A 20825-nucleotide genomic window follows, 5' to 3' on the forward strand; every position below is an offset into this window, starting at 1 on the left:
TAAAGGAGATTCTTATGAGACATTTATTAAACCCTTTAGACTTTAGTGTTGAAGAGACACAACAGCTTTTAGATCTAGCTAAGGATATCGAAGAAAATCTTCCAAAATATTCCCATGTGTGCGATGGAAAGAAATTAGCCACATTATTTTATGAGCCAAGTACAAGAACCCGTCTGAGCTTTGAAGCTGCTATGCTGAATCTGGGTGGCAGTGTACTGGGCTTTTCTTCTGCTGATTCCAGTTCTGCTTCAAAAGGAGAAAGTGTTGCCGATACAATCCGTGTTATCTCCTCCTATGCCGATATCTGTGCCATGAGGCATCCCAAGGAAGGCGCACCGTTGGTGGCAGCCAATTATTCCACCATACCGGTCATCAATGCAGGAGATGGCGGTCACCAGCATCCGACCCAGACCCTGACTGATCTGCTTTCTATTAATTCTTTAAAAGGCCGTTTAAACAACTTAACCATCGGCCTATGCGGTGACTTGAAATTCGGCCGTACCGTTCATTCTCTGATCAATGCTCTTGTACGATACGAAAATATCAAGTTTATCTTAATTTCCCCTCCTGAATTACGGGTTCCTGAATACATCAGAGAAGATGTGCTGCGGGCCAACAACATGGAATTCGTTGAAATGGACAGCCTGGACAATGCCATGCCTGAACTGGATATCCTTTACATGACCCGCGTTCAGAAAGAGCGTTTCTTCAATGAGGAGGATTATATCCGCTTAAAAGACTGCTACATTCTGGACAAGAAAAAAATGAAGCTGGCCAAACAGGATATGTTCGTGCTCCATCCTCTTCCCAGAGTCAATGAAATCTCCGTAGAAATCGACAATGACCCAAGAGCCGCTTATTTCAAACAGGCACAGTACGGTGTTTATGTGCGAATGGCTCTTATCATGACATTATTGGAGGTAGAAAAAACATGTTAAACATCAGCGGATTAAAAGAAGGAATCGTATTAGACCATATTGAAGCCGGAAAAAGTCTGGAAATTTATTATAACCTGGGACTGGACAAGCTGGACTGCCAGGTAGCTATCATCAAAAATGCCAGAAGCAGCAAGATGGGAAGAAAAGACATCATTAAAATCGAAGGCGGCTTAGACCACATTGATTTAGATATCCTGGGCTTTATTGACCACACCATCACAGTTAACATCGTGCGGGACAATGCCATTGTGGAAAAGAAAACCTTATGCCTTCCCAAAAAGATCACTAACGTGATTCACTGCAAAAACCCGCGCTGCATCACTTCCATTGAACAGGAACTGCCTCACACCTTCTATCTCACAGATGAGGAAAGCGAAACCTACCGCTGCAGATACTGCGAGGAAAAATATACAAAGTAATTCCATTTTGCCTGGGACCTCCTGACGGGGAGTTTCCAGGTATTTTTTTGTCGGAATATCACCCCTTTCCTTCCGCTTTTTCAATTATCCAGTTATAGATAATATGCATTGCCGGGTAATCAAGGTTTAATAGGGGGTGGAGGTGACGACATGATTGTCTACGATAGATTATGGGAAACCATGAAAAAGAAGAATATCAGCCAGTATCATCTGATCAAATACTGCAAAGTCAGTGCCGGGCAGATTGGCCGCTTGAAAAAGAATAATTTTGTTTCCACTCACACCATTGATATGCTCTGCAAAATCCTGGATTGTAAGGTGGAAGAAATTATGGAATACAGGGTTGATATTGCAGAAAACAGCAAAGCACCGGAAGAAAAGAATTCTTAACAACAGTCCATACTTCCAAAATACCTCCGCCGCTTAAGTGACAGCTTAGGCAGCGGAGGTATTTTAAAGTTTCTGCATACATTTAGAAAAGTATTTTTTTAAATAAAGCCTCCATTTTATCGTAATTACATAAAAAGGAGTCTGCACTGGCTTCCAGCATTTCACTTTCGCTGGTCCTGGCAAAATAGAGCATATAACCGTTATACAGGGCAAGCTGGCGTATAAACTCTCTCTGAGTTCTGCCATTTCCCTCCCTGAATGGATGGAGTGCATTAATTTCAGAAAAATAATAGGATATCTTTTTTATAAACTCGTCCTTAGGTAATCCGGCTAAATAGCGTTCTTCCCTTAATTTATCAAATATATCCTGCGCCTGCATATTGATAAATTGGACTTTACAAAATAAATTTGATTTTGCAATATCAACAGTCCGTACTTTTCCAGCCCAGGAATACACATCCTGAAAAAGACATTTATGAATCAATTGCAAATGCTTAAAGTCAAATTTACCATTCACCGGTGACTCCAGCAAATCATTTAATCGAAACATTACTAATTTTTTCTCTGCTTCGTAAAGTCTTTCCTGATCCCGTATATTCAGTCTATTTTTTAATACGTCCGAATCCGGATAGCAATAAATCTTATCACTCACTCAGACCTCCATATATTCATCCAGCAGTTGCTTTCTCATCTGTTCCCTGTCCTCTGACTCTTGATACGATTTTAACAGTTCAATATCTTCTCCTGACAAATCCATATTTTCCATAGCCATGGAGGACTGTATTTCTCCGATCATTTCCTCAGCGGTATAAACTTGAGGAAGCTTTATTTCAAACGGTATACTTTTTGTCAAAACAATCTGCTTTAACAGCATATTTACTACTGATGATAAGTTTGTTCCCAATTCTTCAAGAATTGCACTTGCCTGCTCTTTTACCTTTTCATCTGTTCTTACCTGTAATTTAGCCAACTCAATCACCTCCTGTCATTTATTATACCCTTTTGTCATGACAGCGTCAATACATATATACGCCTCTTAAAAATAGAAAATCCGCTTAAAAGGTTAATAATCCCTTCTGTATTGACACTATATTCTCAATGTGTTATATTCAACTTGTATAATATAAAAATGGAGGTGTTTCATATGTCACTAAAACACGGACTGCTGGGGCTTTTGAATTATGGGTCTATGACAGGTTATGAACTGGATAAAGCATTTAAAGATTCTCTTTCATTTTTCTGGCAGGCAAAAACCAGCCAGGTTTACCGGGAATTAAACACCATGGAACAGCAGGGCTGGCTGACCAGCCGGCGTGTCATACAAAATGAAAAACCCAATAAAAGAGTATATACCATAACCGATACTGGAAAAGAAGAACTGAAAAACTGGCTCTCCAATCCAAAATCCGATATTTCCGATGCCATGGGCGTTAAAAGTGCCTTTTTGATGCGCGTATTTTTCGCCGGAGAAACCAGCACCGAAGATGCGCTGAACATGCTTTACACATACCGGGAAGAATGTTCTGAACAGATCAGGAAGATGAACGCCGCCCGCAGCGCAATCTCCGAATACGGAGCAATTGTAAAGGACGATCAAAGAATCAAATACTGGAAAATAGCGGCGCTTTATGGAGATGAGTTTTTTCAGGCAGGTCTCAGTTGGGCGGATAAAGCGATCACGGCCTTAGAGGAGATGAAATCATGAAGGTTTTAGTGTTAAACGGCTCTCCGAAAGGAGCCTCCAGCAATACCATGCATCTGACCCGCGCCTTTTTGCAGGGTGCCGGATGGGCGGATGCAGAGATAATCCATGCGGCAAGAGCTGATATAAAGGGCTGTTCAGGCTGCTTTTCCTGCTGGAACAAGACCCCCGGAACATGTGTTATCCATGACGATATGGCCGAAATCCTCCATAAAATAATTGATGCCGATGTGATTGTCTGGTCTTTTCCCCTGTATTATTTCAGTGTTCCCGGCAGTCTTAAAAATTTAATTGACCGCCAGCTCCCTTTAAACCTTCCTTTTATGGCAGAGAAAAGCGAAAACGGTTCTCATCCCCCAAGGTATGATCTGACTGATCAAAAGCATATTGTCATATCCACCTGCGGCTTTTGGACTTCAACGGGGAATTACGATGCAGTCACCTCCATGTTTGACCACTTCTGCGGAAAAGGCCGCTATACGACAATCTTCTGCGGACAGGGAGAACTGTTTCGTGTGCCGGAGCTGAAAAGCCGCACAGACGGATATCTGGAAATTGTCCGTAAGGCAGGAGCCCAATATGTCTCCGGAGGCATTGATCCCAAAACCCAGGCAGAAATTGATACGCCCCTGTTTCCCCGTGATGTGTTTGAAAAAGCTGCCGATGCTTCCTGGGGCATTTCTAAAAGCGAAGACTCCGGCATTCAGACAGACGACAGCCTTCTTTTTATAACCCAGATGGCGGCATTCTATCAACCGGACGGCGCAGAACGTGTGCTGGAATTTTTCTATACGGACCTCAATAAAACGTATCAGATTCTGCTGACAAAACAGGGAGCAGAGGTCATAACAGACGGCTTTAAGCCATACACCACCAGAATCGAAACACCCTTTAAGGTCTGGCGCGCCATTTCCCGCAATGAGATTTCAGGGCAGGAAGCGCTGTTTCAGCACATGTATAAGGTCCTCGGTGATTTTAACCTGATGCTTCAATGGGATCAATTATTTCCCCTGCTCTCCCCTGGGAAAACAGAGGAAGAAAAGGCACAGAGAAAAACCAGCATGATAGCCCTCCTCCTGCCATGGCTCGTGATCTGGTCCGCCATGGCTGCCGATCCTGTAATCGGAGGTTCGGCAGGCATTATAGCCGCCTCCCTTACCCCCTTATTCTGGCTTGTATTCCGGCCCGTTGTATATGAGCAGGTGTCTATTCCCATCACAGCCTGTCTTTCCCTTGCTGCTTTGCTGGGTGCAGACACCAGGCTTGTGATTCCAGGCAGCTATTTGCTGTTTGGGCTGATGTGGATTTTAGGTGCATTTGCCAGGATTCCTTTAACCGCCCGCTACAGTGCCGGAAGCTACGGCGGAGAAACCGCCTTTTCCAATCCCCTATTTGTAAAAATAAACCGCATACTGACCGCAGCCTGGGGAGCGTTATATCTCATCACTCCCATCTGGACTTACTTAATCATGGGCACCGGCTTCTCAACTTTCATCGGCTTAATCAATTCTGTCATGCCTGCCCTTATGGGGATTTTTACAGCATGGTTCCAGAAATGGTATCCAGCCCGCTATGCCAGAAGCTAAAAGCATGTGGTACAGGAAATACGGTATAATAATAAAGAAACGCTGCCATAACTTTTATCTATTTGCAAAACCGTGACCAGTGGATTTAAAATACTTCATAGAGCTATCACATTTCACCGAAAGGATAAAAAGATGCCGACTTCCAATACAGATGAACAATTAATTATGCTGGGTACAGGCAATGCAACCGCCATTCACTGCTACAACACGTGTTACTTAATCCGCAATTCCGGCTCCATGGTTCTGGTTGACTGCGGAGGGGGAAACGGAATCCTGCGGCAGCTTCACGATTCCGGCATTGATTACAGGATGATTCATGACATATTTATCAGCCACGGCCACGCAGACCACCTCTTTGGTTTGTTCTGGCTCATCCGGGTCATAGGAACCGGCATGAACAAAGGCGATTACACGGGAGATTTGCGGATTTACTGCCATAATGACCTCATCCCTGTCATCCGCACAATCGGTGAACTCACCATTCAGCCCAAGTTCTATAAACATGTGGACAAAAGGATTTTTCTCATAGGAATTGAAGATAAGCAGGTTCTCCCTATCTGCGGATATGAATTTCACTTTTTCGATATACAATCAAAAAAGATGAAACAATTTGGTTTTACCGTCACTTTAAAAAATGGTAAAAGACTTACATGTCTCGGCGATGAACCCTGTACCGAAGCAGGGCTTGTCTATGCGGCAGGCAGCGACTGGCTGCTCCGTGAGGTTTTATGCCTTTACAGGGATAAGGACATCTTTAAGCCCTATGAAAAAAATCACGATACCGTAAAAGACGCCTGCACTCATGCAGAGCAATGGCAGGTTAAAAATCTCCTTCTCTATCATACAGAGGATAAACAGCTTCCCCAGAGAAAAGCGCTGTATCAGGAAGAAGGAAAACAGTATTTTACAGGCTGCCTTTTCATACCTGATGATCTGGAAATCATTGACCTGTAACACAAAAAGAGAGGACGCATAAACACACTGCGTCCTCTCCTGCTGTCATTTGAAAAACTTCACCGGCTCATACAGCTTCCGGATGGATTTCACCAGACTATTGCTGTCAAAATTTTGTATCAGAACATCACATGTATCGGGATTGGTGCCAAACACCACGCTCTTTTCCAGTTTCAGCATTTCCTTTAGATTTTCCAGCATATTTTTTCTGGTTGCTTCTTTATTATATATCTTTATATACGCATATCCGGGGTACTCCTTTGAGTCATAGGTCAGTATTTTATACTTCTTTGTAAATCCTTCCCTCTCTAACCGGCTGCAGACCTCTTCTATTTTCTCCTTTAAATCAATTACCATAAAATAAATCACGTTTTCATTTTCCGGCAGTCTTCGTTTCACATAGTTCCGGTAATATGATCTGCTCAATTTGCTGTAAATATCCTGTTCTGCCGAGTTCTTTAACTCCTCATAATATATCACCAGCACATCATCCATGACCACATTGGCAAAATAGCTGACTCCTGACTGATCCAACAACTCCATGATCTCTTTGGACTGGTGGTAAGGCAAAACACATGTCAAAAGATAGGACTTTTTTCGTATATCAAACAAAGCCGCCCCATCCATGACGATGACAGGAAGCTTCAAACGGATAGGACCTATGGCCTCCATCAGAGAAGCCGGCGTTCTTCCTGTGGATACCGTAATATTGGCCCCTCTCTCAATCAGACGGTTAAATTCAACCATGCTGTAAGGATTTAAATGCTCATCCGCTGTCAGCAGCACCTCATCCACGCCTGACACAAACAGAATATCCTGGTTTCTTTTCCTTGGCAGATGAAAAGAGTTCACAACAATGGAAATACCGATTCCTATAAGGGTATCCAGCACACGGTTTATGACAAAAATATAGGGATTGGCATCTGTTATATGAACGACTGTAATGCTGAGAAAGACGACACATGCAAAGTATGAAATATCTTTAAAGTTGAGAAAGACTGTCGTATATATGACACATCCTGTTGCAAGGGATATGATCAGGTATGTGAGGGCAGTCATCTCCATCCCATCCTTTAACAGATAGAGCTCAATCATGATGACGGCCAGCCCCCAAAAGGCCCCGATAAACGTACCGATTGCCCTTTGCTTTGCCATCTTAGCCGTGCTGTCCTTATAGGGCTGCATGCACTGAATCACCGCCAGAGCCGAATAAAAGGGGCTTCCTTCCTGCCCTCTTAAATAATAAATGATAAAACAGATAAAAACCGCGCACACAGAACGGATAATCCTCTGCCCTATTTTAGGAAATTTAAAACCAATTCTCTTTTCTGCTTCCATTTTTTCACCCAACCTTTAAAATGAGCAGGAACCGCCATACAACCTTCGTCGGCGGTCCCTGCTTCCTTATGCCTGTTCAATGTAATCGTCTACCATTTCAAAGAGTTCTTTTGTCTTCTCATCCTTGTTCAGCTTGTTTTCTGCCTTGTCAGCACCCATATTGCCGGTGGTGTTCATAACGTGGCTTCCAAAAATATGAAACTCCGGCATTTTGCCCTGTTCCTGCTGCTGCATGGATATGATCCTCCTTTCCCCTTACCGGTTCCTGTTATCATCAATGAGACTCTCTGTCTTTCCTATATTCTTCTCATCCAGTACGGTCCCCGTTTCTGGGGATGTTGAATTTTAATTTACCATCTTATGCTATTATAGCAAATCCATACCATTTAAACAAGCATTCCTGCAGGTAAAACTGTTTCCGGAATCACCCGTCGCAGTGGTCAGAGATTTCTTTTTCACCATTCTGTGCGGCAAGCTGTTTTTTCAAATAAGATAACTGGCCTCCGCTTAAAATAATCTCTGTTTCATTATCCGATAATTCCAGCTTCACGTCAAAGGAAAAACCTTTCGTCCTGTTTTGAACGGTCACCCGTCTGGCTTCAATCTGGTTTAAGAAGTTCTCAAATTCCAATTCATCGCCCAACTCAATCTTTTCATAATCCTCCGGATTTTGAAAAAGCATGGGGATGATCCCGTGATTGATCAAATTGCCCTTATGAATTCTGGCAATGCTTTTTGCGATCACCGCCTTAACGCCCAGGAACATGGGATTGATTGCGGCGTGTTCTCTGGAGGAGCCCTGTCCGTAGTTTTCACCGCCGACAATAATGCTTTGCCCCATTTCCTTCGCCCTTGCGGCAAAATCCGGATCGTAGCGGTGGTAGCAGTACTGCGACATCAAAGGAATATTGGACCGCATGCTGCTGAATTCCGCACTGGCAGGGGTGATATCATCGGTGGTGATATTATCTCCTCCCTTTAAGCTGACGCAAATACGCATGGAGGCCTCCGGCGCTTCCGGGATGGGAAGGTATTTAATATTGGGACCTCTCACGATTTCCACTTTCTTTGCCTCTTCTTCCGGAAGGGGTTTGATGATCATGGAATCTTCAACGGTATAATGCTCCGGTTCCCTGATGTCCTTTAATTTTACGATATCTGCCCCTATAATATCCTCTGCCGAGGCAAAGGTTCCCATGATGGCTGTTGCAGCCGCACTCTCCGGGCTCACCAGATAAATCTCTGCATTGGGATTTCCTGCCCGCCCTTTAAAGTTCCGGTTGGAAGTGCGCACCGCCACCCCTTCGGTTGCCGGGCTCTGCCCAATGGCGCAGCACGGGCCGCAGGCCAGCTCCAGCATGCGGACGCCTGCATGTAACAGCATATCGATGTAACCATCCCGCATCAGATCACGGTATACCTGTCTGGAAGAAACAGCACAGGTACAGCTCACATTTTCATGGACAAAATGTCCGTCAAATACCAATGCAGCTTTGGCAATATCAGAATAGCTGGCATTGGTGCAGCTTCCTAAAAACACCTGCTGAACCGGCTTCTTTTCTGTATCCTTGATGGGAATGACATGATCCGGCTGATGGGGACAGGCAATGAGGGGAACCAGTTCGCTTAAATTGATTTCCATACAGCCGTCATATTCGGCATCCTCATCCGGTAAAAGCTCTATGTACTCCCCTTCCCGTTCCTGAGCGGCCATAAATTTACGAACCTGCTCATCTGCCGGGAAAATGGAGGCAGTGGCTCCCATTTCCGCTCCCATGTTGGCAATGGTGGCTCTCTCCGGAACCTCCAGCTTTGCAGCTCCCGGTCCCACATACTCGTATACATTGCCAAGTCCGCCCTTGATGCTGACACGGCGCAGCATTTCCAGTATAACTTCCTTTGCATTGCATCCGGGCTGCAATTCTCCGGTCAAATACACCTTCACCACTTTCGGCATACTAAGGCGCATGGGAAGCCCTGTCATGGCCGTCGCCACATCCATGCCGCCCACACCGATGCAGAGCATTCCCACAGAACCGCTGTGGGGAGTATGGCTGTCCCCTCCCATGCAGATCTGACCTGGAACGGCAAATCTGGATACCTGAACGGTATGGCAGATTCCATTTCCGGGTCTTGATACATGGACGCCAAAACGCCTGGCCGCTGACTGGAGATAAATATGGTCATCCGGTGTTTTGTGATCTAAGTACAATAAATTGTGATCTAAATAGCTTACACAGCAGTCAATACCGATCCGGTCAAGACCCATAGCTTCAAATGCCAGATAGGTCATGACAGCATTGATATCGTGAGTCAATGACTGGTCCACCTTAATAAAAACATCCTCTCCCGGCACCATGCTTCCTGAAACGTAATGTGATTCTATAATCTTTCTCGTCAATGATTTACCCATGCTTTTCCTCCTCATCCTTTAAACCTTTACTTCTTCAAATAATTATAATCAGAACCTCCAATTATTACAATGAAAGAAAGTTCCTTATAACCATTATAGTATCCTTCATGCCATAAGTAAAATATATTGATACCTATAATACTTATATACTTTTTCCTATAGTTATAGATAAAAAGAAGCCTGCCATATTGAATAAACTACGGCAAGCTTCTTAAATTATTATATTTTCTCAAAGGAGGAGCACATAAGGTTTTCATAATCAAACCAGTCAAAATCAGCATAAAGACGGCTTCCGGTGAGATCCTGGCAGCACATCCCTACCATGGCGCCGGTAAACCAGCCTTGATTGCATGCCTCATCGGACATAAAACTACAATCCATAGATGTACCTATTTTTTGTTTATTTCTCTTTTCTGTCTTATAATAGAACTGTAATTTTTCTTCATGAACCTCCACTTCCAGTTGGACCTCACCATCTTCAATGGCTATAAAACCAACAGGATAGCTGTAATTTTTATTTTCTGCTTTTAAAACAGAGATACATCTGCCAATATCCTCATCATGAGTAATATGTAAATATAAGTAGTTTTCATGATCATACATACAGATCAGTCCCGCCATCTGCTTAAATACAGTTGGTTCAAAGGCCACTTTAGCCGCCGCCCGGAAATGAAATGATGTCCAGCGTCTGGCAATCAGGCTTTGAGCAAACAAAGAAGCCAGTCCTTCCCGTCCAAAGAGTCTTAAATAACCCGGCCGGACATTCAGAGACAGAAATGATTCATCCAACGGAATGCGCAGTGACTGGAATTCCAAGTCAAGGATTTCTGAGTCAAAATCATCTCTTACGGGTTTGGATAAGAACAGATGCGGTTCATGGCCGCTGATCTCAGTTTCCAAATCCGGAAGATTAGTTCCATTGGCTAATTGAAGCCAGCCATCTGGGGTCCACTCCATCCGGGCAATTGCAGTCTCCCTGCCCAGAGGATATCTGCGGCATCCCGGAAAACGCAATGCATCATCTGGGTTGCGCTGCTTTAAGGGCCTTCCCATTAAATAAACACAATACCAGCTCCCGTCTTTTGCCTCTACCAGATCACAATGTCCGGCTTTCTGAATTGGATAATCCGGATGATGTCTGGTAGTTAAAATTGAAAAAGCCTCTGTATCACTTGTTCTATGAATGTTCTTTGGCCGGTACATTTCATAGGGCCCCCATATGGAAGAAGAACGCTGAATCGTTTCCCCATGCCCTTCTCCGGTTCCGGTATCTGCGGAAAGCAGATAATAATACCCATTCCGTTTTAATATGTGGGGACCTTCCAGGAAAATGTCTTTCGCTGCATAGATTTCCCTGGGCTGACCAATCATACACTTTTTTTCACTGCTGTATTCTTGTAAAACCAGCCTTCCAGCATATTTTTTCGGTACCCGGTGATCCGTAACCATGCTGACCATGTATTTTCTGCCATCATCATCATGAAATAATGAGGGGTCAAAACCAAAATTATTTAGTGCAATGGGTTCTGACCAGGGCCCTAAAATGTTATCTGCCATTACCATAAAGTTATTAGTATCATACATATTGCAATAAAAAGACCGGACTACTGTATAAACAAGATAATAAATTCCATGATGATAAGTAAGACACGGTGCCCATATCCCCTGGGAAGGCCCAACACCTCGAAGATCAAGCTGTGAAATGCGGCTAAGCGGATAGGTTAGTAACTCCCAATGTACCAGATCCCTGGAATGATGAATGGATACCCCCGGCCACCATTCAAATGTTGATGTTGCAATATAGTAATCATCTTCCACCCTGATAATTGATGGATCCGGATGAAAACCTTTTAAAACCGGATTCTTTACTATCATTTATCTTATCTCCTTCTATCGGTAATAACTACAGATCAGTTTTATCCGCTGCTGACTATATTGAAATTCAAGTTTTCTCTCCACTCCAGATGCAATTCCGTATCCGATTTAAAATGCAATGGCAATAATACATATTCAGACATGTAATACTTTTCTCCGCTTCCTTTCCACCGGTCTCCAAGATACCAATGTTCCAAGCTTCCTGTTTGGGAATTCTTCAATTGAAGAACCGATGTGGGCTGTGAGCCATAGGTTGTCTCATCGCCCAAAGAATACAATTCTGACCAAGGCCCTTCTATTGTCTTAGCATAGGCGTAAGCAGATTGATTGGGCGACCATCCGCTGCATCCGGAAGTCAGCATAAAATAATAATTTCCCCGTTTGAACAATACCGGTGCCTCCCGCTCCTGTCCCGGCCAAAGAATGCACACTAACCGGTCAATAGCCAGATAATCCTCTGTCAGTTTGTAGATGTGCAGATCCAGATTATCTCTGGCCGCAGAAATAAAATAAGCACTTCCGTCTTCGTCCTGAAAAACATTACAGTCTCTTGACATATGGCCCATTGGGCGAAAACTTCCCAGGTAGGTATACTCTCCGTCAATGGTATCGCAGACAGCAACTGCACACCGTGCCTCACAATAATTATCCGGTAATTCCCAGTGCATCCACATCACATATTTGCCGGTATTTGGATTATAGAGCACCTTGGGCCTCTCAATATTGCATCCTGTCCCAATATCTGCCTGCCGGCCCTTGATATCCAATGTGAGATCAGTGGCCCTATCGTGTTTTTTTACCCGGCTGTTTGTGGTAAGCAAATGATTGCAAAAACTCCAATTCACCAAATCCATGGACTTATAGCATGATACCTTATGATTTTCTGTTCGGTTTTCACCAATCCAATAATACCAGTCCCCTTGCTTTACCATATGTCCTCCATGAGCATGTAAAACATTACCCTGATTATCTAATGGTAAAAAAACACTGCTTTTCACATCTGTTTCCCCTTTCCAGTCTCATTATATTTCTAATTCATATCTAATGGGTTGTGTCCCCCGGCGTTCCCAGGAAATCCCGCCTTCTTGATCCCTTGAAATCAAAACCTGGTTATATGCTCCATTTTCTGCATCCAAAGATTCAAAATCGTCTTCATATAATGTAAAACACTGTTCCCCTTTACCAAATGATTTTACCCTTATCCAGAATATAGTGTCCGGACTTACACATTCCACCGGTTCGGCAAGAGGAATCAATGCACCGTTCTTTACGAAAACAGGAATTTCTTCCAGCTCTGCACTGATTTGATACTCCCTTCCGCCCTCAAAGATCTCTCCGGAAAAGAAGTTATGCCATGTCCCCTTTGGCAGCCATACGGTACGGTTGGTTCCATCTTCAATGGTCAGCGGGCAGACCATCATACTATCACCAAATAAGTACTGGTCATCAATGACTGCTGCTTTTGAATCCTCCGGATAATCAAGCACCACTGCCCGGACAGGAGGTGTACCATATAAATGGTATTCCATAAAGGCACTGTAAAGATAAGGAAGCAGACTCATTCTAAGCTGCAGCAGCCGCCTGATTTCCTGTGTATAATAGACTTCTTCCTTCATATATTCATTTCGTAAATTTTTCTCCACATCCACCTGTTTCCAGGGCGGATTGGGAATCCGCCAGCAATTTAATAAAGCCTGTGCTGAAAAAATCACCGTCTGGACCCGGCGGAGAAAATCCCCGCCATTTTCACAGCTTCTTACTTCCGGAGACCAGAGCATTCCGGAAAATCCTGAAGTAACAATTCCCCGGATAAAATCCCGGTGGTCGTATAAATCAGAATAAAGGACAAAGGGAAGCGGAGCCGCTAATGCTCCGGAAGCACGCACCTGAGATAATGTTCTCAAATTTTTCTTCCGGTATATATTATCCAATAAGTTTTGGTACAGCAGCCCGATTCCATTATGCATCTGCTCTCCGTCCATGCCGGATGGAAATGTACTGACTTCCGGAAACGACCAATTGGACGGATTATAGTCAGAGTTATCGCATTCATCCAGCTTAAAGCCCATAATTCCCTTATCCACCAGATTCTTTTCATGGTAATCACTGAATATCTCAACTGCCTTTTCATCCGCAAAATCAGGAACCAACCCGTTCCACACTTCATAATCCCCGCTGTAAGGAAGTAAATCCTGATAAATCGGAGCCGCCGGATAAACAAAAGCATGTTCCCATAAATTGATCTTATAATGCTGTGTCTTTAATGCCTCAATCATTTTTTCCGGCTCCGGGAATAAATAAGACCATTCATATGTACAGGAATAACTGTGAGAATGCCACCCCGGCTCCAGGCCAAACACATCCACCGGGATGTGTTCCGTTCTGAATGCTTCCGCCATCTGAATCACTTTGTCCTGGTCACTTCCGCCATAAGTCCGATACCACACACCCAGCCCCCACATAGGCACCAGGGGACCGCCGCCGGAAAACAGGTTATACCGCTGCACCGCTTCTTTTAGTATTCCTGAAAAAATATACAAGGTGATTCCATTCACACCTGGTATATCAATAATAATTGTCCGTTTTTCACCTGCCCGTTTCAGGGCATAAAGAGCTGATTCTGAAAACTCTTGGTGAATCTGATTCACCTCTGTCTTTCCTGCGGACCTCCCTTTTACGGAATTTGTGCCCATAAAGAAATCAGCGTAACGGAAGGTATCAGCAAACAATCCATAACCTGCTGAAGATACATAAAAAGGAGCCGGAGCATGACTCTCTCCAGTATCTGCCGGCGGATCAGAATTCACCCTGATTCTTCGTTTCCTTCCGGCCATGTTCAGGCTTTTCAACTGCAATCCAAAACCGAAGATATCTTCAGTCGTTTCCATTGGCAGAGTGACCGCAATTCCTCTTTTTGTTTTTTTCCACTCTAAAGCCTGAAATACTTCCGGAACCACATCCCGCTGCAGCAGAGATTCAAGCCCAGCCTTGTTAATATCAAATTTCCGGTACTTTACAGGTGTCAATTCCTCCGGCTCACCCAGAACCAGTTTCCACACACCATTGGCGATTTTCTCCAGCATCTTAATTCCCTTCCTTTTTCATCTGAACATAGATTTCCTGCTTTCGGATTTCACACCCTTCCAGCAGATAAGCAGGTCTTTCATCTGTTCTCTGACTGTCAAACGCAACATTGGACAGATACAGTCCTTTCACATTACGGATATCCAGAAATGCCGTCCTGCTCCAGTCCGGATAATAATTGCCGGAGGCAATTTCATCACGATATATCAACTGATCCAAAACTTTTGGATACGTTTCGGGAATATCTGCCAGCTTCACTCCGCCGGCACTGCTATAGCGGATGTTCTCAAACGTCAGATCTTCAATTTTATGATTGTCCTCTGCATCGACTCTGATTCCATTGAACCAGGGTGCCCCCATAATATCTTTTCCAAAGCGGTACTGAGGCCCGAAAAGCTCCGGTCCATCTGCAGCAATGATATTTGTAAACATCAGCCGCTTTAATGTGCCGATCTCCGGCACATGGTCCAGATCAATAGAATTACCAGGTTGATCTGGTTCATAACGGTTATTCAATAATACATAGATTGGCTTTGACACACTGCGCATGGTGATATTGCTGATAGATATGTCACTGATATTACCGCCTTCCGTACACTCTATCTTGATTCCTTCTTTCCAGACATTTTTCATGGTACAGTTGGAAACCACAACGCTGCGGATATCCCCAATTGATTTCAGTCCAATCCGGATAGCCGCACAGATGGAAGTGAATTCACAATTGCTGATATGAATGTTCTCAACCGGATACTCTCTGCTGCTTGCCTGAAGGCACAAGTTATCATCAGTTCCTGTTATGCTGCAGCCATATACAAAAACATTGTTACAGCCATCAAAATTCAGTCCGTCACCATTATACTTCCGGTAATTTTTAATCTCCACATCTCTCACCCAAATATAAGATGAGTCCAGAAAGGCAGTATTCCAGGCAGCAGAATCAATCAGCCTCACTCCTTCAAGACGAATCCGGGAACATCTTAAAAACCGCATCAGCATTGGCCTGTAAATACTGCCCGGATTTGGAAAGGCCCCCTCATTGCCATTGATCTGCCCCTGGCCTTTGATGCAGATATCGTTTTGTTCTTCGGCGTAGATAAAGCACCGGTCCATATCTGTCTCATTTTTATAGCGGTTGTAGTGAGTATTTTTCCCGTAGTCCCTGATATCCGGACTTGCCAGCAAGACAGCCGATACTGCAATCTCCAGAGTTACACCGCTTTTTAAATACAGGGTTCCGCTTACATAAGTCCCATGTTCCAGCAGAACCGTACCTCCCCCTGCTTCATGGCAGGTATCAATGGCTTGCTGAATCATATTTGTATTTACCGTTTTTCCATCACCAATGGCTCCTGAACCAGCAATTCTCTGGATCACTGTTATTTCCCTCCTGTTCGGCTGTTTACCACAGATATACACTGGTCCCGTTTAACTTAAAGATTGCTTCTATGAAATAATAATCACCATAAATAATTGAAAACTCATGGGTTTTATCATGATAAGCAGCCGTACACTTTTGCAGAAAGCAATCGTTGTCCTTTGAAAAATCACAGTGATTTTCATAAAGTGCTTTCAGCATCTTAACAGCCGGCCGGTGATAAATCTCCTTCTCAAATTCCCCTGCCGCATCCGCCACTGCCAGCAAGCCGCAGGCGGCAACAGCCGCTGCTGTATCATCGTACCAAAAAGGTTCTTTGGGTTGACGGAAATCAACCGGAATCAATCCATCTTCCGGAATATTAGCGATAAAATAATGGGCAATCCGCTTCGCTGTATCCAGATACCGGTCTTCTCCGGTATGAATATAACTCATCATAAACCCATAAAGCCCCCATGCCTGGCCTCTGGTCCAGGAGGAGCCCTGACCATACCCCTGACCGCCGTAATCCCGTTCCATCTCACCGGTTTCCGGATTAAACTGAACAATATGACGCACGGAACCATCCTTGCGTACAAAATATTCCATCAAAGTATCTGCATGCATCATTGCAATATGTTTAAACCGCGGATCCCTGGTCTCTTCACTGGCCCAATATAATAACGGGATATTCAGCATGGAATCAATAATAGCCCAGCCTCGGTTATCTCCAGCTCCGCCCTCTCCCGGTTCTCCATTCCAGGCCCGGATAAATTTGCCAACCGGATTAAAACGTCCCGCCAGAAGATTGGCAGCATGCAAGCCGAAACATCTTCCTTCTGCATTCCCTGTAAGCCTATAATCAGCCACATAAGTCAATAAAAACATAAAACCAACATCATGGTGAAGTCCATAAAAATCAGTAAAGCATTGTTTCAGCTTCTCTTCACTGACCCGTGCCATATCCACATACCGCTCATTCCCGGTTTTATGATACATCTGCCACAGCATTCCTCCCCAAAAACCATTTGTCCACCAGTTGATTCCATCATCCAGGCTGAACTCCTGTGTTTTACTGCTCTTGTCATCATGGACTCCATGGATGGTGGTATAGGGAATTTTATTCTTTGATTTTTCGCTGAGCCACTCCATCTTTTCCGCAATTCTGTTTTCCGCCTCATTTACCCAGGTAACAGTTCTTTCATCTACTGACATAATCACTTTAACTCCTCTGCTTTTTTATTCACATTCCTTTGATTTTCATCATACCGGAAGCCCCTTGATTAAACAATAAACCATGCTGCTTTCAACTTACTTATTCTGCTTTTCCATCAAACTCCTGCCTGAAATTAAAAACAACGGCTGACCATCCGTTAAATCCACCGTTGTTTAAAAATACTGTATTAATGAAATACTATTGTTTTTTCCCTTCAGCAATGACCCTCTTACGATAAGAATTAGGAGTATCCTGGTATATTTTACAAAAAGCATCTGTAAACGTCCGCGGATCTTTATATCCTGTAGCTTCAGCAATTTCATATGTTTTCATGTCAGTTCCCAGAAGCAGGGCAATGGCATGCTGCATCCGGACTTTATTGACATATGTCTTGAAGTTTTCCCCCGTATGCTTTTTAAAAAAGGCACTGAAATAGTAAGGATTCATATGAATTTCTTCGGCTAATATTTGCAGATTTAAGTCCTCCTTATAATGCTTCTCAATGTATTCTTTCACATGAATAATTGATTTCTTTTCCTGATTCGTCATGGCCTGCTGTATTTTGTTCAAATATCCGGCAAAAATGCTTTTAAAATGCCTGCTTAACTGATTAAAACTTTCACACTTCCGGCTTTCTTCCAGCAACGCTTTCATGTCTGGTTTACAGCCTTCCAGATTTAATTCAAAAAAACGCTCTTCCAGCATTCGTACGGCGGTACAAAAATAAAAGCATGCATCTTCTTTTTTTCCTTCCGCCATAAAGCAGACCATCTGGATAAACCACTGATAGAGCTGCTCAAACCCTTCAGTCTCCTGAGCAACGATTCCGTGAATCAGTTTTTCCCGCGCGTCGCGCAATTTACTTTCTTCCATTGGATAGGAAAAAACTGATTCCCCAACCTTTAAAATCCTGGATTTTAAATAATCATTAAAGAAGAGATATTCTTCCATTTCAAGACAGCGCTCATATGCTGCAGGTATTTGCCTCACCTCATCAATCTGCTCTCCCATGATCATCACAATATCGTGCCGGACTGCTTCTTTTGCTGCGTTTATGATTTCTTCCAGTTGTCCCTTTGCTTCATTGGCAGAAATGCCTTTTAAGATGATTACAATCTTTCCTTTTCTGACAAAACAAATGCCGGTTTTCTGGTTACTTAAGTAATCTTCCAAAAAACTGATCAGCGAAAACTGAGTCAGCCGTTTCATCTGCTTATCTTCCTTTTCACTGAATAAAATCTCCACCAGTACCGGTCGATAATGAGTCGCCTCCAGCTCAATAATTCTCCCAAAATCCATATGATCAGGCTGCGCCGGCATTGCATTTGCTTCCATGAAAATATTTTGCTTCTTTTTATTCATGCATTTGGTAACCGCATTCAACAATTCTTCTTTTAAGACCGGTTTTAAAAGATAGTCCTCAGCGCCATAATGTAAAGCTGCTTTGGCATATTCAAAATCCTGAAAACCGCTGATAAAAATAATACTGGTATCCAGATTTAATGACTTGCATTCTTTTAGTATATCAATTCCGGTCATATCAGGCATAGAAATATCAAGTAAAGCCAGATCAGGATTCAGGCGCAGAATCCCCTCCAATGCACTTTTTCCATCCTCATAGCACCCTGCCACCTCAATCCCCATGCTTTCCCAGTCCACCAGTTTCCTGATTCCCCGGGTGATAATGGGTTCATCATCAGCCAATATCATTTTCATGGTCTTTCTCCTCCCTGTTCCGCTTTCATCAGGATCCTTACCATTGTTCCAATACCTTCCGTGCTGGTCACCTGGATTCCGAACTCTTCACCATACAAAAAACGGATTCGATCATGAACGTTTTTCAGTCCAATGCTCTGCCAGTGATAATCACTTTTGATTCCCGGATCACTGCCGGCCAAAAGCGTGTTCAAGCTGCCAAGGGTTTCCTCATCCATGCCTGAACCATTATCCATAATCATAACTTCAACACAATCCCTGCTTGTTTCTGATCTTCTTGCTTCAATTAATATCCGCCCATTTCCTCCCTTGGGTTTAATACCGTGAATATAAGCGTTTTCAACTATGGGCTGTAAAATCAGTTTAGGTACCATGACAGAGGCCATCCCTGAGATATCCGCAGCCAATTGAATCTCTCCATTGATCCGGCAATTCAATAAATACACATACTTTTTAACCATTTCCACTTCTTTTTCCAATGGCACCAGATCTTTCATGGGACCGATTAAATAACGAATCTGCTCTGATAAGGCTTCAATCATGGCCGGAACTTTTTGTCCATCCTCCAAAGCCGTCATGCGGATCACTTCCAGGGTATTGTATAGAAAATGAGGGTAAATCTGGGATTTTAAGGCTGTCAGCTCAGCCTCCTTCTGTTTGATCTGTACCACATAGTAACGATTGATATAATTCTTTAGCTCCTGGCTCATTTGATTGAACCGCTGTGACAGTATTCCGATCTCATCTTCACTGTTTGCTGAAAGGCTGATATCGAACTGACCATGTTCAATCTGTTCCATCTGTTTCATCATCCGGCGAATGGGTTTTGTCAGCTGTTTTGAGAAAAACAGGGAACTTGACAGCAACGCTAAAAATGAGGCCCCAAGCAGGAAATACATCATGGTCTGCATCTTACGGATATCACGAAAAGCCCTGAGAGTATCAACAGAAACAATCAACGAAAGACCATGTTCATCAGGTCTGGTTCTAATCAGTAATTCTCTTTCCCCTTCTCCTGAGTTTTCCTCTGAAAAGTGAATTTCTTTTCCGATCATATCTTTCTGACTGCTGTAAAAACAAATATTTTGAGCATTCATAATATAAAAAACTTCATCACCGCTTAACCGTACCGAATCAAGGAGCTGGTTGACTTTATTGACATTGATATCCAGATACAGCGTTCCTACGTAAGGAGTATTTCCCACATTTCCTCTCAAATCAAAATAATTTCTGGCAACCGTAAAGGCAGGTTCCGCAATTCCACTAAAATATTTGGTTTCATGGGGAGGAATTACCATCATCTTATTGATCGTACGGTCTAATCCTTCATACCCTACCATCTGCGCAAACATTGCTGAATCCTTAAAATAAGTGCTCAGGGTACTGGAATGAAAATCAAGCGCCTTGCCATTCTGGTCAACTCCCAGAAAATGAACTCCCACAATACCATTGTCTACACTGTTCATATAGCGAAGGTATTCTTCCATATCCCGTTTACGCTCCTGTTCCATCACTTCAGCAGGATAATTACTGCCGTAAACAATCTGGCGGAAGTTATCGAAGGACATATAAGAATAAACATCATTTCCAATGATGGAATTTCTGTAATAATAAGGCATTTTAGAAATCGTATTGTAGGTATCAAGCATATTTTTCAGGCTGCCGGAAAGATACAATGCCGCCTGTTCATACTGAGAGCTGAGGGCACTGCGGTAATCCCGAATCATCTTATTGGCAATAAAGGTGGATAATATTGTCATGGGAATCAGCCCAATGATAATGATGGTAATGGTAAATTTCTGATAAAGATTTAATTTTTTTAACCACCGTTTCATATGCT

The 20825-nt window shown here is 43.4% G+C and carries 18 protein-coding genes; 6 read left to right on the top strand and 12 right to left on the bottom strand.

Annotated elements, in window-relative coordinates; translation table 11 throughout:
- The first annotated feature begins 14 nt into the window (after positions 1-14).
- The 3 genes from pyrB (at position 15) to QM657_RS12755 (ending at position 1747) form a co-directional block, all read left to right on the top strand.
- Positions 15-938, top strand: coding sequence for an aspartate carbamoyltransferase (gene pyrB / locus QM657_RS12745; protein ID WP_415067051.1), 924 nt, complete (start codon positions 15-17; stop codon positions 936-938).
- Positions 932-1357, top strand: coding sequence for an aspartate carbamoyltransferase regulatory subunit (locus tag QM657_RS12750; RefSeq protein WP_415067052.1), 426 nt, complete (start codon positions 932-934; stop codon positions 1355-1357). The genes pyrB and QM657_RS12750 overlap by 7 nt, the downstream gene beginning before the upstream one ends.
- A 150-nt stretch (positions 1358-1507) precedes the next feature.
- Complete coding sequence (locus QM657_RS12755) at positions 1508-1747, top strand: helix-turn-helix domain-containing protein (protein ID WP_415067053.1); 240 nt, start codon at positions 1508-1510, stop codon at positions 1745-1747.
- Positions 1748-1829: 82 nt separating this feature from the next.
- Here QM657_RS12755 and QM657_RS12760 read toward each other — a convergent pair whose 3' ends face one another.
- Together QM657_RS12760 and QM657_RS12765 are read right to left on the bottom strand one after the other, a co-directional pair.
- On the bottom strand, positions 1830-2399 hold the full coding sequence (locus tag QM657_RS12760; protein ID WP_415067055.1) for a Fic/DOC family protein: 570 nt from the start codon (positions 2397-2399) through the stop codon (positions 1830-1832).
- The gene (locus QM657_RS12765) at positions 2400-2717 is read right to left on the bottom strand and encodes a type II toxin-antitoxin system RelB/DinJ family antitoxin (protein WP_415067056.1); all 318 of its coding nucleotides are present in this window, start codon (positions 2715-2717) and stop codon (positions 2400-2402) included. It abuts the gene before it with no gap.
- A gap of 174 nt (positions 2718-2891) precedes the next feature.
- On the opposite strand from QM657_RS12765, the gene QM657_RS12770 reads away from it, so the two are divergent.
- The 3 genes from QM657_RS12770 to QM657_RS12780 all read left to right on the top strand — a co-directional run bounded on the left by QM657_RS12770 (position 2892) and on the right by QM657_RS12780 (position 5989).
- Complete coding sequence (locus tag QM657_RS12770; RefSeq protein WP_415067057.1) at positions 2892-3452, top strand: PadR family transcriptional regulator; 561 nt, start codon at positions 2892-2894, stop codon at positions 3450-3452.
- Positions 3449-5035: a flavodoxin family protein gene (locus QM657_RS12775; protein WP_415067058.1), complete on the top strand. Its 1587-nt coding sequence runs from the start codon at positions 3449-3451 to the stop codon at positions 5033-5035. Before QM657_RS12770 ends, QM657_RS12775 begins: the two co-directional genes overlap by 4 nt.
- Before the next feature lie 132 nt (positions 5036-5167).
- Entirely contained in the window at positions 5168-5989 is an 822-nt protein-coding gene (locus QM657_RS12780) for an MBL fold metallo-hydrolase (RefSeq protein WP_415067059.1), read from the top strand.
- A gap of 45 nt (positions 5990-6034) precedes the next feature.
- Here QM657_RS12780 and QM657_RS12785 read toward each other — a convergent pair whose 3' ends face one another.
- From QM657_RS12785 to QM657_RS12830, 10 genes are all read right to left on the bottom strand, one after another.
- Positions 6035-7327 carry an HAD hydrolase family protein gene (locus QM657_RS12785; RefSeq protein ID WP_415067060.1) on the bottom strand — a complete coding sequence of 431 codons (1293 nt, stop codon included), beginning with the start codon at positions 7325-7327 and terminating at the stop codon, positions 6035-6037.
- Positions 7328-7393: 66 nt separating this feature from the next.
- The gene (locus tag QM657_RS12790; RefSeq protein WP_415067061.1) at positions 7394-7561 is read right to left on the bottom strand and encodes a hypothetical protein; all 168 of its coding nucleotides are present in this window, start codon (positions 7559-7561) and stop codon (positions 7394-7396) included.
- Positions 7562-7751: 190 nt separating this feature from the next.
- Positions 7752-9740: an aconitate hydratase gene (locus tag QM657_RS12795; protein ID WP_415067062.1), complete on the bottom strand. Its 1989-nt coding sequence runs from the start codon at positions 9738-9740 to the stop codon at positions 7752-7754.
- A 219-nt stretch (positions 9741-9959) separates the two neighbouring features.
- The gene (locus tag QM657_RS12800) at positions 9960-11615 is read right to left on the bottom strand and encodes a glycoside hydrolase family 43 protein (protein WP_415067063.1); all 1656 of its coding nucleotides are present in this window, start codon (positions 11613-11615) and stop codon (positions 9960-9962) included.
- 41 nt (positions 11616-11656) lie between these two features.
- Positions 11657-12547 (bottom strand): family 43 glycosylhydrolase, encoded by an 891-nt coding sequence (locus tag QM657_RS12805; RefSeq protein WP_415067064.1) that lies wholly within the window; start codon positions 12545-12547, stop codon positions 11657-11659.
- A 90-nt stretch (positions 12548-12637) separates the two neighbouring features.
- Positions 12638-14698 carry a TIM-barrel domain-containing protein gene (locus QM657_RS12810; RefSeq protein ID WP_415067065.1) on the bottom strand — a complete coding sequence of 687 codons (2061 nt, stop codon included), beginning with the start codon at positions 14696-14698 and terminating at the stop codon, positions 12638-12640.
- Position 14699: 1 nt separating this feature from the next.
- Positions 14700-16073: a glycoside hydrolase family 28 protein gene (locus tag QM657_RS12815; RefSeq protein ID WP_415067066.1), complete on the bottom strand. Its 1374-nt coding sequence runs from the start codon at positions 16071-16073 to the stop codon at positions 14700-14702.
- A 25-nt stretch (positions 16074-16098) separates the two neighbouring features.
- Positions 16099-17268 carry a glycoside hydrolase family 88 protein gene (locus QM657_RS12820; protein ID WP_415067067.1) on the bottom strand — a complete coding sequence of 390 codons (1170 nt, stop codon included), beginning with the start codon at positions 17266-17268 and terminating at the stop codon, positions 16099-16101.
- Positions 17269-17467: 199 nt separating this feature from the next.
- On the bottom strand, positions 17468-18985 hold the full coding sequence (locus QM657_RS12825) for a response regulator (RefSeq protein WP_415067068.1): 1518 nt from the start codon (positions 18983-18985) through the stop codon (positions 17468-17470).
- The gene (locus tag QM657_RS12830; RefSeq protein WP_415067069.1) at positions 18982-20820 is read right to left on the bottom strand and encodes a sensor histidine kinase; all 1839 of its coding nucleotides are present in this window, start codon (positions 20818-20820) and stop codon (positions 18982-18984) included. Before QM657_RS12830 ends, QM657_RS12825 begins: the two co-directional genes overlap by 4 nt.
- Between the last annotated feature and the right edge of the window lie 5 nt (positions 20821-20825).

Origin of the sequence: Lacrimispora sp., assembly GCF_047605665.1 — a bacterium.
GTDB lineage: Bacteria > Bacillota > Clostridia > Lachnospirales > Lachnospiraceae > Lacrimispora.